The organism is Alcaligenes sp. CHO6, assembly GCF_037120595.1.
Classification (GTDB): Bacteria; Pseudomonadota; Gammaproteobacteria; order Burkholderiales; family Burkholderiaceae_B; genus Alcaligenes; species Alcaligenes ammonioxydans.
The window spans coordinates 1,283,831-1,297,757 of record NZ_JBANCI010000001.1 but is presented as its reverse complement, the minus strand read 5'-3'; the positions used below and the strand labels follow the sequence as shown (position 1 = coordinate 1,297,757).

Annotated in this window: 12 protein-coding genes; 3 read left to right on the top strand and 9 right to left on the bottom strand. The window is 57.2% G+C overall.

Annotated elements, in window-relative coordinates; all coding sequences use genetic code 11:
- Positions 1-21: 21 nt before the first annotated feature.
- From V6936_RS06080 to V6936_RS06050, 7 genes are all read right to left on the bottom strand, one after another.
- A complete protein-coding gene (locus tag V6936_RS06080; protein ID WP_336579580.1) occupies positions 22-957 on the bottom strand; it encodes a helix-turn-helix transcriptional regulator in 936 nt (311 codons plus the stop codon).
- A gap of 249 nt (positions 958-1,206) precedes the next feature.
- On the bottom strand, positions 1,207-1,818 hold the full coding sequence (locus tag V6936_RS06075; protein ID WP_240208760.1) for a superoxide dismutase: 612 nt from the start codon (positions 1,816-1,818) through the stop codon (positions 1,207-1,209).
- Between the two features lie 54 nt (positions 1,819-1,872).
- Complete coding sequence (locus tag V6936_RS06070; RefSeq protein WP_240208759.1) at positions 1,873-2,352, bottom strand: hypothetical protein; 480 nt, start codon at positions 2,350-2,352, stop codon at positions 1,873-1,875.
- A 298-nt stretch (positions 2,353-2,650) separates the two neighbouring features.
- Complete coding sequence (locus tag V6936_RS06065) at positions 2,651-4,084, bottom strand: hypothetical protein (protein WP_059317709.1); 1,434 nt, start codon at positions 4,082-4,084, stop codon at positions 2,651-2,653.
- A gap of 243 nt (positions 4,085-4,327) precedes the next feature.
- Complete coding sequence (locus tag V6936_RS06060; RefSeq protein ID WP_336579579.1) at positions 4,328-6,289, bottom strand: PIG-L family deacetylase; 1,962 nt, start codon at positions 6,287-6,289, stop codon at positions 4,328-4,330.
- A gap of 132 nt (positions 6,290-6,421) precedes the next feature.
- Entirely contained in the window at positions 6,422-7,585 is a 1,164-nt protein-coding gene (locus V6936_RS06055; protein WP_003801197.1) for an NnrS family protein, read from the bottom strand.
- 77 nt (positions 7,586-7,662) lie between these two features.
- Positions 7,663-8,142 (bottom strand): MarR family winged helix-turn-helix transcriptional regulator, encoded by a 480-nt coding sequence (locus tag V6936_RS06050; protein ID WP_003801195.1) that lies wholly within the window; start codon positions 8,140-8,142, stop codon positions 7,663-7,665.
- Between the two features lie 411 nt (positions 8,143-8,553).
- Here V6936_RS06050 and V6936_RS06045 point away from each other — a divergent pair, with 411 nt between their 5' ends.
- Together V6936_RS06045 and V6936_RS06040 are read left to right on the top strand one after the other, a co-directional pair.
- Positions 8,554-9,693, top strand: coding sequence for an FAD-dependent monooxygenase (locus V6936_RS06045; RefSeq protein WP_003801194.1), 1,140 nt, complete (start codon positions 8,554-8,556; stop codon positions 9,691-9,693).
- A 277-nt stretch (positions 9,694-9,970) separates the two neighbouring features.
- Positions 9,971-11,287 (top strand): MFS transporter, encoded by a 1,317-nt coding sequence (locus tag V6936_RS06040; RefSeq protein WP_003801191.1) that lies wholly within the window; start codon positions 9,971-9,973, stop codon positions 11,285-11,287.
- Positions 11,288-11,425: 138 nt separating this feature from the next.
- On the opposite strand, the gene V6936_RS06035 is transcribed toward V6936_RS06040, so the two are convergent.
- Both V6936_RS06035 and V6936_RS06030 read right to left on the bottom strand, forming a co-directional pair.
- On the bottom strand, positions 11,426-11,695 hold the full coding sequence (locus V6936_RS06035) for a hypothetical protein (protein WP_003801188.1): 270 nt from the start codon (positions 11,693-11,695) through the stop codon (positions 11,426-11,428).
- A complete protein-coding gene (locus V6936_RS06030; protein ID WP_003801186.1) occupies positions 11,692-12,495 on the bottom strand; it encodes a YggS family pyridoxal phosphate-dependent enzyme in 804 nt (267 codons plus the stop codon). Before V6936_RS06030 ends, V6936_RS06035 begins: the two co-directional genes overlap by 4 nt.
- 77 nt (positions 12,496-12,572) lie before the next feature.
- Here V6936_RS06030 and V6936_RS06025 point away from each other — a divergent pair, with 77 nt between their 5' ends.
- Positions 12,573-13,880 (top strand): aminotransferase class I/II-fold pyridoxal phosphate-dependent enzyme, encoded by a 1,308-nt coding sequence (locus V6936_RS06025; protein WP_336579577.1) that lies wholly within the window; start codon positions 12,573-12,575, stop codon positions 13,878-13,880.
- Positions 13,881-13,927 lie beyond the last annotated feature (47 nt).

The window sequence follows — 13,927 nt, the reverse complement described above, 5'->3', positions numbered from 1 at the left end:
CCGGCATCCCGGACTGCTTCTTTAGTGGCACAGTCCGGGCACCGCCGCCAGGATCGCACCCTGTGCATCCGGCACATACCAGTGATTCAGAGCCGCTTTAACAGCGGCTTCGGTGCGTCTGGTAATGCCCAGCTTGCGCAGCAAGGACGTAACATGCGAATGGACGGTGCGCTCACTCAGAAACAGCTTGGCGGCGATTTCCCGATCGGTGTGGCCCGTAAGCAGCCAGCTCAGTACCTGCATTTCCTTTGCGCTCAGACCACCAGGCAAATCAGCGGACACCAATCGCAGCAGCACATCTCCTTTCGGAAAGCGCTGTGCCTGTAAACGGTAGCTTTGTCTGCCTTCCAGCCAGAAAGCCTGCAGCGTGGGGGTTTGCCGATCCATGAATGACAGGGCTTTGAACAGCGTACCGCTGATTGCGTTCGCCTGTGCTTGCATATCCTCGCGCACGACCAGCCCGCCGGCCTGGGGTACCAGATGCAAAATGGTGCCTTGGTGCCAGGCCATATTCTGCATGGCCTCCTCCAGCAAGACCTTGGCGCCCAGGGCCAGTGTGCGAACGTGGCGATTGAAGCTTCCTGCTTGTTGAGAGGAGAAGTGAATCATCCCCAAATAGGAATCTCCACGCTGCAACTCGACCGTCATCCCATCCTGAAACCCGCCACGCAGCAAGGCATCGGTATAGATGGCGGTGCTGCGAAAAGGAGGATTCATGGCGTCCGAGCATTCTGAAATGGAGGGTGGTAGCAAATCGTGGGGAGAGGCTTGGGCTGTGAAGCCTGGTGCATAGATCTGCGGAAAACCCGTCCCCAAGGCAGAGGCACAGTTCAGGTTATAGCCTTCGCAATGCAATTCCAGATGCGTACGGCTTTGCGGCGCGCACCCCAGAAGTTGCACCGCATCGAAGTGAAACAGAGAACGCAGGGATTGAATACGATCGCAGAGACTCAACATGTGGGGGCCTGAGGACGGGTGTGATAAGGGTGCTGATAATTAACATAGCGTTTGATGATGGTGAGCGCAATCGGGCCAAACCCAGACTCGACGTCAGCCTTGTGTAGGGCTGGGTTCACAACGCAAAAACCCTCCAAAGGCGGAGGGTTGCGTGCAACAGGAGACACGCCAAAGCGCTTGGTGCCAGCTATCGTTGAATAGGAAGATAGGGGGATGAGGGGCTGGAAAATGACAAACAGTAAACCCGTTTTATGTAAGGGCTTCCAAATATCTTCTTAGCACTTCGGGCCAATTGATCACTTGAAAGAAAGCCGCAATGTATTCGGGCCGTCGACTTTGATACTTCAGATAGTAGGCGTGTTCCCACACGTCCAGACCCAGAATGGGCGTGTTGCCGTGCATCAGCGGGCTGTCCTGATTGCCGGTGCTCTCCACCACCAGTTTCTTTTCGGGTGTCACACTCAGCCAGACCCAGCCACTGCCAAAACGTGAAATCGCCGCTTTGGTAAAGGCATCCTTGAAGTGCGCGAAGCTACCCAGATCCCGGTCTATCGCATGCGCCAGAACCTTGGGAAGGGTGGTGTCGGCATCGGGTGTCATGACGGTCCAGAACAGGCTGTGATTGGCGTGACCGCCTCCATTGTTGCGCACGATATTGCGCAGGGGTTCAGGCACGGTATCCAGGCCGGCTATCAGTTGATCAATAGGCGGGTAGGGCAGCTTGGCCGCCTCCAGTGCCGCATTCAGATTATTGATATAGGTCTGATGATGTTTGCTGTAGTGAATCTCCATGGTCCGGGTGTCGATATGCGGCTCCAGAGCATGGTAGGGATAAGGCAGGGCAGGTAAGGTGTAAGGCAAAACGCACTCCTCGATAAACCCCAGGTCAGTCGCATGTGGGGGACACCATGAAACTTAATGAGAAAAAGAGCGCTCCTGCGGGCTGACCGCCCCCAAGAACAGGGCAGAGCAGGTCGCGACATGGTGGGGATAGCGACGTGCATAGCGCGCCAGCTCGGCATACGTGCGTCGGCTATGTTGCCAGGCAGCCATGCGCCAGTCATCAGCCAGGTGGGTGTTGGCTGCGGCGCAGCACAAGGTTTCATGCGCGGTGCACAGGTGCAGACCCTGCTCGTCGCTTTGACCCAGCTGTTCGCAGGCATCGGCCAGATTCAAATGGACAATGACCCAGGCGGCAATGGTGGCGTCAGCTCCATCCGAAGCATTAAACAGCAGGGGCCGGACAGACGCGCGAGCTTGTTGATAGTGCGCCAGGGCGTTGGTGTAATTTCGAGACTGGAAGGCCAGGTTTCCCTGTGCAATCCAATGGCGCCAGCAGGCCAGTTCGTCGCGCTGGCTCAGGGCGTGGTGGGGCGGTTGAACGGGTGTCTGCATGCGGGGCTCCTGCTAAAAGGGCGGTGCATCAATAATGAAATTAATGATAATGATTTGCATTTCTAATTACAAGAAAAACAGTGAGCAAATCGTAAGCAGACCAAACGGGAAAAACCGGTACGCGAGAGGAGGAAAGCGCGGGTTGAGAGGATAACGGTAAATAGCAGGCCCTGTAGCGATGGGGCAAGTTCGGGGCATTTCAGGTAGGTGCTCCTGAGCAGGCCCAGGCCGTTATCCATATAAAAAAGGCTGAAAGTCCGGAAACTTTCAGCCTTGATGCTAGCGTGTCAGTCCGTTCTTAAAGACGTTGCACTGACAGCTCATACTCCATGTCTTGCTCATAGCTGCCCAAGGACATGGCTTTCACTTCGTATTCGCCCACTTCCAGTTGTACCTCCAGACGAGCGTTCATATCGCCACCGCTATCGTCATCTTCGGCTACGGTTTGGCCGTCTTTGCGCAGCACCAGGTAGGTGTCAAAGATTGGTGAGGTCATGTCGATTACGTAGCGGCCAGCCTGACGCACATTCAACTGGTAGCTGTCGCTGGTAATGCCCTGCAGCATGAGGGCCTGACGAGGCTCACCCACGAGCAAAACGCCACCACCCGCATTGGCAGGAACCTCATCGGCCGTGGCCGACAAGGTAAACAGCCCAGCCTGGGAGGAGCCCGAAATCTTGACCTGATGCTCGCCTGCGGCCAGTACCCCACGCACCCGTTGCTGACCGGCTTCATCGCCGTACTGGCTGGCGGTGCTGGAGTCTACTTCCAACGAAGCCTGGAAGCCTTGGGCATCCATTTGCACTGTAACCAGCTTGGGTTCGGACAGGGTGAAGCTGTAGGTCTGAGTCTCACCGGTAAACAGACCCGTTTTGCCTTCACCGTCCAGGCTCAGGCTATCGCCGTTTTTCAGCTCAATCTCGCCCGTCATCTCTTCTGGTTTGATTTCCAGCGAGAAGCCGCCCTGGAAGTTCTGCGAGCCCATGGCCGAGCTGGCCTGAACAATGTAGTCGCCCGCTTTCAGGTACATCTGCAAACGTGCATCGGTACCACCAGCGCTGTCATCGTCCGACGCCAGCTCCATGCCGCGGCGATCCATCAGCTTCAGATAGGCATCCAGGCTGCTTTGCTCGGCTTTCATGGCCAGGCTGTACAAACCATCCTTGTCGATAGTCAAACGGTAACGCTTCTGACCGCCCAGAGCCCAATCGTGAATGGTCTGGTCGGCGCTCAGTGGCTCGCCGGTATAGGCTTTCAAGGTGTCTACCGTAACCTGGAAGGGACCATACGAGCTGGTATTGAAACCGCTCACAACGACTTGGTAGGTGTCGTTGAAGTCTGCCTTGAAGCCCAGCGTGGTGGTTTGGCCCTTGGTTTCGCTGTCGGGGCAGTCTTCACAACGCTGGCTGCGAGTCACCAGCTCGCCATTGCGCAGGACGCTGATCTGTGGACGCAGAGGGCCGCTGACGCTGATCTTGATAATCTGGCCGGCTTCGGCCTTTACATCAAACAGGCTGCTCCGTACGCCATCGCTCAGATTCAAGAAGCTCTTGCTGGTCAGTTCGCCCGAGACGGATTGGCCCAGGGTCAAGGCTTGGGCAGCTAGCGTCGTGCTGGCAGAGCTGACTGGTTTGTCGGTGGCGGGGGACGATACGTTTTTGGCGTAATAAATGGCGCCACCTGCGCCCACGAGTACACCCAGCAGGGCAGCAAATAAGGTAGTTGGCTTCATGATCTCTGAAGAGTAGCTAAAGAAAGGGGCGCCGGTACGCCGGCACGCGTTAGCGGGCGATTGTACTGGAGCTGAACGAGCAGGCGCATGCCATTGCAACAAAGTGCTACTGCAACGCGTAAAAGTTCGCCTGCCTGCTCGAGCTGCGGATCAGTCACGGGGTTCGCTCGCTGGTTCAGCGGCTTGCCCAAGCTTGCCATAGCATATCCGTATTTTGTTACGTTTTAAGGGCGCTACGGGCACTTACGGTTGCACGAAGGCTTGGGTAATGAAGGCCGGGGCCTCGCTAAAGGATCGTCCACCCGCGGGAGGAGGCGCTTGAGTCAAGGCCACCTGCACCCATTTGCCCGCACGTCGTTCCAGCAGACGGTAGCGTTGTTGGGGGCCAGGGGGGCGGTTGGCCAGATAAAGCGTACGCCCCAGTCGGTAAAGCACCGGCTGGGAGGCCGAGTGTTTGTCTACTTCCACCACCTGTCCTTCATCGAGCAAGACAATTGCGCCACCGGGTTGTTGCTGGAGGGCGACCACGACCTGTTCTTGCTCGCCCAGACTCAGCGCGGGACGACCCACATAGGTCAAACCCAGATTTTCAGGCTTGCCCCAGTTGTGCTCGCCCGCCGACTGGACCAGGCGCTGCAAACGCTGGCTTTGCCGATCGCGCAGGTACAGCTCAATTTTGCCTTGCGCATTCACAATCGTTGCCAGGCCTCCGCTGACCGGCGCCACTGGAATGGCCTGCCAGGCGTGCCATTGGGTGTCGTTGCGCTGGACGATCTGAAAAAGTTGGCCCTGCTGGTTGCTGGCAAATACATGTGCCCGTCCCTGAGAGTCCACGCTCAGGGCGGCAGGATAGGTGGCCTGGTCCAGAGGTGGAAGCGCTTTCCAACTGCCCCAGGCATGATCGGTTGGACGAACCGTGCTCCAGTAAAAGCGTCCGTCGGTAGCCATGGCCAAGGCCTGGCCTCCTTGTGGACTGACGATAGGGGTGTGCAAGACCCGAGGGCCAGGGAGTTTTTGCCAGGCCAGCCAATCATCGTCATCTTCAGATCGGCTCACCCATACCTGGCCTGTTGCGTCACGGGCTAACAGCCCGGCGCTGCCGTCTGCATAATGAAAGACACTCAAGGCGTCGGCGGTGCGCCCACCCAAGGTGAACCAGCGCTGTTGCTGGACATCCCACTGGTTGATGGCGTCGTTTTGTTCACCGGAGACGAAAAAATGCAGGCCTCCGGAGCGGTCAGCCAGGAGACTGGCAGGGTAGTCCGCCCGGCTGGTGTAGTAACTGCGTTGCACCCAGGCAGCCGCCGGCCCAGCCGGTTCCTGACATACGGCCGGGCCTTTGCAGGCATGTCGGTCATGCCAGGCATAGCGCCTGAAAATCTCGGTTTTGCTACGGATTTCGTTCAAGGTCAGGTTGGCGGCCTGCTCCTGAATGGGGTAATCCACATAACCAATTTGCGCGTAATTACCCGGCGCCGCCAGCATGGCTTCGCGAACCAGACGGGCGCTGGCAATATGGTCTGGGTGGCCATGGCCGGTACAACGCCAGCAAAGTTGGGTGTAAGGAACCGGATTGGTGTCATCCAGATAGCGGATGCTGGTGGGTTGATAAAGTCGTATCAGGGCAGCCAGCGTTTGAACCAATTGTTCGCGATTGAACGTTTGTTGGGGGCTGTCCAAGGTCTGGACGGTTTGTCCGGGTTCGGATTCTGCCCGGCTCAAGGGGGTCAGGCTTCCCCATCCCGGTCCTAACCAGGGGTCTTGCAGCCGTAAATGACTGAGCTGAATGCCGGGGCGGGACCGCAAAGTAAATTGCGCAATCGAGGCACTGCCGACCATCAGGCGGGTTTGCTGCCACTCATTGACCGCACCAGCCATATAGGCATAGGCCGCGCGTACCCCCTGTTCGCGGCTGTACATGTATTCCAGTCCGCCTTTGCGTTCGCTGGCGGTCAGGTATAGAACCTGCATACAGGCACCGGCCTGGATATTGCTGGACAGATCCGGATTCATGAATAGCAGATCGTCGTCCATATGGCCGACCACCACCAGATCCCGGCTGCCGTGACAGGCATCGGCGGCCAGGACGGAAAGCGGCAGAACGAAGGCACACAGCCCGGCAAACAGGGAGCGTATCAATACAGAGCAGGCCAGACTGGCAAGAGACATAGGTGGTGGGAGCGCGGAGTAAACAAGGATCAGCATGATCCGTCCCGCGTTGTTGGCAGAGTGAGCGAACAACGTGCCTGCTTAGTATAAGCAGGCACGGTCAGACAGAAAATAAAGATACATAGCCCCAGGAGCTTGGGGCGGTAAAGTGTGGCGCTGGCGCTGCGATCAGTTCAGTCTGGGGCGAATCAGCATTGGGGCAAATTGATGCAGATAATTCAACATGGCCAGAATCCAGCACAGGCCGGCAAGGTGCAGCAAGGGCAGGCTCCAGCTACTGGGAATCAAGGCCAGCAGGCGCAACACGCAGGCGGCGATCAGGAAAGCATAGCTCAGTACAACTTTGGGCGTGGCGCGCAGGGGGCGGCCCAGATGGCCTAGGGCGGTGCGGGTCAGCATGCCGATGATCATGACGCTAAACCCTGCCAGGCCCACAATATGCACAGGCCAGGCGGCGCGTGCAATCCAGCCTGCCTCATAGGCGGCAGCACTGAGCAGGCCGAGCGCCAAGCCTGCATAGCCCAGATACAGAATCCAAAGCAGGGGGGTATGACGGCTGGCCCAAGGCTGCCAACGTATCCACTGGTAGCAGGCGATCAGCCCCAAGGCCGCCAGTGTCAGGGCCAGCGGCAGGCGCCATGGGGTCAGCGACAGGCCGATGGCAAGGGCGCTCAGCCCCATTTGCCAGTGTCCGCTGCGAGTTTGAGCCGGCAGGCTCAGACCCGGTAAAGCGCGCATGGCAAAAAAGGGGATGATGCGGCGGGCGATCAGCAGGGTAATCAGCCCCATGGTCCAGAATCCACTGTAGAAGTAGGGCATGGGGTCATGCCCTTGCATCAGGCTGTACATGAACAGGCTATGGCTCAGGCCCAAAGCCAGCATGGCCACGGGAATACCGTAATTACGCTTGTTGCGCGCGATCAGGATCACACGGGCCAGCTCGGCAGCGGCAATGGCGAAAAATAGGGCGTCGAGTAGCAGGGCTGCCAGCAGGCCATTGGGAAGCAACAGGCTGAAGCGGGCCAGAATCCAGATCAAACACAAGGCGCCCAGGGAGGGGCCCCGCAGGGTAGCCTGTCCTGTCCAGGTGGCACTGGCCGTTAGCAGAAAGCCGACGGCGATGGTGCCGATAAAGGCCCAGAGCATTTCGTGGGCATGCCAGTACAAGGAAGGAATGGCGGTGTTGGATAGCCAGGCGGGTGTGTAGAGCCAGAGCGCAATGCTGGCAGCACCCCATAAGGTGGCTAAAAGGTAAAGGGGGCGAAATCCCAATTCCAGAAAAGCGCGCCATTGCGGACGGGTAGAGGCGGGGGAGGCAGTCAGAGGTATCATGGCAGATCAGTTGAAAGATGTATTTTAAATATATCTTAAAGGCCGAATAAAACCTAGTCTCTTGACGATAGGCGGCCTTATTCTTTGTCGCTCATATCAAGCGTGCTGTCTATCATTTTTCGCAGCAAATAGACGATCGCCACGCGTTCGGCGGGGTTCAGATTGCCCATGGTCAGTTCGCTAATCGTGTGGGCTCGTGGAATAACGCGATCGAGCAGTGCCAGGCCATCCTGGGTCAGTTCCACAATCACTTTGCGTCGATCATCTTTATCGGGTGCCAGTTCAATCAGGCCCCGCGATTTCAGTCGCTGAATAATGCCTCGTATGGTCGCCTGGTCTACCGCAGTGGCCTCGACCAGTTCGGTTTGCGAGCTCGGCCCGTGGTCGCGCAGGGCGCACAACGTCACGAACTGAATGGCCGTCAACTGACTGTCACCGACGTAATGTTGAAAGATGGCCGTGTGCCGTTGACCTGCCTTGCGCAGCAGGTGGCCGATCTGTTCAGTGACATCGTAGGACAAGGTTTGGGGCTCGGAGGCCGGGGAGCTAGGCTGCATAGTCTTTCTGTCTTTTTGTGGAGTGGGCAGGCCGGGGTATGACAACGGGGCCAGTATACCTGTCCCGAGATGGAGCAAGGCCTGATCCAGATCAGTTCTTTTGAGCTTGAAGCATACGTCTTTCTAGGGTGTGCATGGCAATAAATAAGTCTACACACTGTTAAATTTAAAAATTTCATAAACTGTAGGCTTAAGTTTTTGAGACGGTGCTTGTGGTTAATTTTTATTTATAAGTTCTTGATTTTTTATTGTTAAATGGTTTTTTGCTCCCATATTTGGCGCGGCTGTTTTTGCATGAAAGTAGGTATAAACCCTAGCAGCTTCCTATGTTTTCATGCTTAAACTTAGTGTGTACACTACGAAAAACATGTGGTGAGCACTTTTTGTGAGTGCCGTGATTTGGAGCTAACGATGGAAAAGACAGTCAAGATTGCGATTGTAGGGGCCGGTCTTGGCGGAGCCGCTGCGGCGACTCTGTTGCAGCAGGCCGGCTTTGAGGTGGAAGTATTTGAACAGGCGCCGGAATTCTCGCGTTTGGGTGCCGGTATTCACGTGGGTCCCAACGTGATGAAGATTTTCCGTCGCATGGGTCTGGAAAAGGCGCTCGATGAGATGGGCTCGCACCCTGATTTCTGGTTCAGCCGAGATGGTGAGACAGGCGATTATCTGTCGCGTATCCCTTTGGGCGACTTTGCGCGGAAAGAATACGGGGCTTCCTACATCACCGTGCACCGCGGCGATATGCACGCCCTGCAGATCGACAGCATCAAACCGGGCACCGTTCATTTTGGCAAGCGCTTGCAAAATCTGGTGGACCGTGGCGATGACGTGTTGCTGGAGTTTGCCGATGGCACCAGCGTGACGGCCGACATTGTGATTGGTGCCGATGGCATTCACTCCAAGATTCGCGAAACCTTGCTGGGGGTGGAAGATCCGATTTACAGCGGCTGGGTGGCACACCGTGCCCTGATCCGTGGCGAGAATCTGGCCCGCTTTGCCGATGAGTTCGAGGACTGTGTGAAGTGGTGGACAGAGGATCGTCACATGATGGTGTACTACACCACCGGCAAGCGTGATGAATACTATTTTGTGACGGGCGTGCCACATCCTGCCTGGGATTTTCAGGGCGCGTACGTAGACAGCTCGCAAGAAGAGATGCTGGCCGCATTTGAGGGCTATCATTCCACGGTTCAGAATTTGATCAAATCAACCGAGAGCATTACCAAGTGGCCCTTGCGCAACCGCAATCCCTTGCCGTTGTGGAGCCGTGGCCGTCTGGTAATGCTGGGCGATGCCTGCCACCCCATGAAGCCGCATATGGCGCAAGGCGCGTGCATGGCGATTGAAGATGCCGCCATGTTGACCCGCTGCCTGCAAGAGACCGGTTTGTCGGACTTTCGCACGGCCTTCGAGTTGTATGAGCTCAACCGCAAAGAGCGTGCCACTCGCGTTCAGTCGGTCTCCAATGCCAATACGTTCCTGCGTACCCAGGAAGACCCGGCCTGGGTGTATGGCTACGACTTGTACGGTCAGGACCTCAAATCCAGCTAAACGGCATGCTGCGCCAAATACGGGAGCGATCCGGATTTGGCGCAGCCTGATCGGATCGGGTCCCGCTGTTGTAAACCCGCTGCTCTCGCCCAAGCGAGTCAGAGGCCATGACAAGCGGGAATCACGGTTGATCCTTCATTCTTTATCTGTAAACAGTCTGCAGCCCAATGGGGGGAATGCGGACGTGTTCAGGGCCCTGCTGTGTTCTGTCAGGCGCTGTTCTTAGGCAGTTTTCTGGTTCACCAGGCATACCAATAATTATCTGGAGATATACAAGGTGCATTCATCCATCCCAAGTCCTACGGCGGTGCCTGCCGGCCGGGACGGTAACGAAGATCTCTACAAGAAGATCGTCTGGCGTCTGATCCCCTTTCTGTGTTTTTGTTATTTGGCGGCGTATCTGGACCGGATCAACGTCGGTTTTGCCAAGCTGCAGATGCTCGATCATCTGCAGTGGAGTGAAACTGCGTACGGCCTGGGAGCGGGCCTGTTTTTCCTGGGCTACATTCTGTTTGAGGTGCCCAGCAACCTCATTCTGGAGCGGGTGGGTGCCAAGTTGTGGATTGCCCGCATCATGATCACCTGGGGCATCTTGTCGGGCCTGACCATGTTTGTCACCACGCCTACGCAGTTCTATATTCTGCGCTTTGTGCTGGGGGCGGCGGAGGCCGGTTTCCTGCCAGGTGTACTGTACTACCTGACCTTGTGGTTTCCCACCTATCGGCGCGGCAAGATCATTGCCTTGTTCATGATCGGTTTGCCCTTGTCCAGTGTGATTGGCGGTCCTTTGTCCGGTTGGATCATTGGTCATTTTGATCACATGAACGGCTGGCGCGGCTGGCAGTGGCTGTTTTTGCTGGAAGCCATTCCCAGTGTGCTGCTTGGCATTCTGACGTTCTGGGCCTTGCCTAACAATTATCAGTCCGCCCAGTGGCTCAATAACGAAGAGAAATCCCGCCTCGCTGCGGACCTGGCGGCCGATGACGCAGAGGGCAAAGGCGTCAAGCACAGCTTCAAGGACGGCTTTTTCAACCTGAAAGTGTGGATGCTGGGTGGAATCGATTTTTCCATTTTGTTGGGGACGTACTCCATCAGTTTCTGGATGCCGTCTTTTATTCGTGCTGCCGGTGTGCAGGACCCCTTCCAGATTGGCCTGATGACTGCGATTCCGTCTTTGGCCGGCGTGGTCGGCATGCTGATGATCGGTGCCAGCTCAGACCGTCGCCGTGAACGTCGTTGGCACTTGATTGTGCCGCTGACCATTGGCGCGATAGCGCTGGTTGTCAGTACCTTTGTTGCGCATCACGCCTGGTTGACCGTATTGGCCTTTACGGTTGCTTCGGCGGTGATTATGGGTGCGGTCCCTGTGTTCTTCAGCCTGCCGGCTACCTTTCTGAAAGGCACGGCCGCTGCAACGGGTTTTGCCTTGGCCTGCTCTCTGGCCAATATTGCGGGTCTGGTCAGTAATTCCCTGATTGGCTGGGTGACGGATCTGACCGGTTCCGGTAGCGCCGCCTTGTGGCTGTTTGCCGGCAGCTTGATGGTAAGTTGTTTGCTGGCCTTTGCCTTGCCGGCCAAACAGGTGAATCGTTAAGTCTTAGTTGGGACTGATAGTCTGAAACACAAGAAACATACCCGGCTGCTGGCCGGGTATGTTTTTTTTTGAGGCAGCGGGTAAGCGCCACAGGGTTGCACACGTGTGATGGGCTTGTGGCCCGGCCACGGGCTGTGTTCAGGCGGTCACCTTGCTGCCTTGTTGCAGCCAGGCCTGCAGATCGACCGTTTCGTACAGTACCTGCGCGCTCAGGACACGCAGACCGTGCGGGCCGCTATCGAGGATGCGATGTTCGCCTTTGGCTTGTTGCAACTCCAGCTCGGTGTCTGGCAGCGTCATCAAGTGTCGGGCTACGGCCAACAGTTGTTCGGGAGGGCAGCAGGGGCTGGATTCAAAGTGACCGATTTCCCTGCCGTTTTGACGAATGATCAGGCGTAGTGGGTTCATGATGTTGTTGCCGTATCAGAGACGGGCCAGTAAAAGTTATTGGGCGTGGCGCGTGCGCCAAAAATAGCTTGTCCGACGCGCACAATGGTTGAGCCTTCGGAGATGGCAACTTCGTAGTCGCCTGACATGCCCATGGAGAGCTCGTGCATGTTTTCGGCATGCGGGATGTCGTTGCGTAACTGATCGCGCAAGTTGCGCAGCAGCGCAAAGCAGGGGCGCACCCGTTCAGGATCGGCGTCCATCAGGGCCAGGGTCATCAGACCTTTGACCTTCAGGGCAGAAAACTGTGGTAATTCGCGCACAAATGCGTGAACGTCTTGCGGCGGCAAACCGAATTTGCTGTCCTCGTTGGAGGTGTTCACCTGTACAAAGACATCCAGACTGCGGCCTTCGATTTGCAGGCGACGATCCAGCGCCTCGGCGGTCTTGAGCTTGTCCAGTGCGTGAAATTCGCGCGCAAAGCGTGCAACCGACTTGGCTTTATTGCTTTGCAGGTGTCCAATAACAGCCCATTCCAGATCCGGCAGTTCCTCGCGCAGGGCCTCGTACTTGCCTTCGGCCTCTTGCACCTTGTTCTCGCCCAGCAGGCGGCAGCCGGCTTGATACGCCAGACGAATGCGGTCAATCCCGAAGGTTTTGCTGACAGTGAGCAAGCGGACATCGCCGGGAGCACGTCCGTACCGCACGCAGGCAGCATCAATTCGTTGTTGTACCAGGGCAATGCGTTCCCGAAATGCCTCTACACTGGTGGAGGTGGGATAATGCTCGGTGTGAAGTAGATCAGGGGCGGATTCGGACATGGCGCACCAGTAAGGAAGAAAAAAAAGATAAACTCGACCCTGCGGGTCGCGCATAAACTATTATGTCATAGGTCAAAATGAATATCCAGGGAAGCAATGCGAAGGAACTTTTCGATGATATCCGTCAGCAGGTGGCGCTGGGGCGGATAGCGCCGGGTCAGATCCTGCCGCCGGTGCGCGAGTTGGCTCAGACACTGGGACTGAACCGGAACACGGTTGCCCTGGCCTACAAGCGCCTGGTGTCTGCGGGCGTGGCCGATGCGCAAGGTCGTCGTGGTACGCGCATTCGCGAGGCGATCCGGGAGCTGGCGCGGGAAGGGCACGGAGCCAGTTCTGCCTTGCAGGATCTGGCCAGCGGAAACCCGGCGCTGGAATACCTACCGGCTCCGACTCAGTTGGTGGCCGGGGTGCGAGGTCAGACTCAGGCCCTGTATGGCGCCGATCCCCTGGTGCCGGAGCTGCGCGCAGTGTGTCAGCAGGTATTTCATAAAGATACGCCCCCGGAAACCGACTACCACGTCAGCTACGGCGCGGTGGATGCCATAGAGCGTTTGCTACAGGCTTTCCTGCTGGCGGGCGACAAGGTTGGCATTGAGGACCCAGGCTATTTGAACAGCATCAATTCCGTTCATACGCTCGGCTACAAACCAGTCGGTATTGAGGTCGACAGTGAGGGCATGGTGCCAGCCTCACTGGAGGCAGCATTGGCCGACGGCCTGCGTGCCTTGATCTTGACGCCGCGGGCTCACAATCCCACTGGGTGTTCGCTTAGTCGTACCCGGGCCAAGCAGATTGAGCAGATCCTGAAGCAGTATCCTGAGCTGTTGCTGATGATTGATGACCATTTCTGGATGCTGGCCAGCAGTTCTTACCGGAACGTGATTCCCGCCGAGCACTTGCGTTGGGCCTTGATCCGTTCTGTCTCCAAGGGACTGGGGCCTGATTTGCGGGTGGCCCTGGTGGCGTCTGACCTGCAAACCAGCGAACGCTTGTCACAACGCCTGGCGTCGGGGGCGCAATGGGTGAGTCACCTCTTGCAGCAAATGGTGGTACACGGCTTGACGGACGCCCAGATCAAGGCTCAGACCCGCGCCGCCCAGGCTGCCTACGTACAGGCCCGGGCCGACCTGATGCAGGCCTTGAAAAAGCAGGGCATTCCGTTCTGGGATAGCGAAGAAGGGTTCAACCTATGGATACCCCTGGACCGGGAAGCCGAGCCTGTGCTGGCCGGGCTGGCCGCGCGTGGCTGGTTGGTTCGCTCGGGCCAGGTTTTCGGGGTGAGCCATCCAGCCCAAGGCTTGCGCGTCAGCTTTGCGAGTTTGAATGCGAAAGATGCGCAACGTTTTGCCGCTGATCTGGCACAGGTTCTGAAAGAGCGGTACTAGTCACTATCTTGCCGCTTCCGGCGAAGTGGCAAGATGGTGAACTCGTT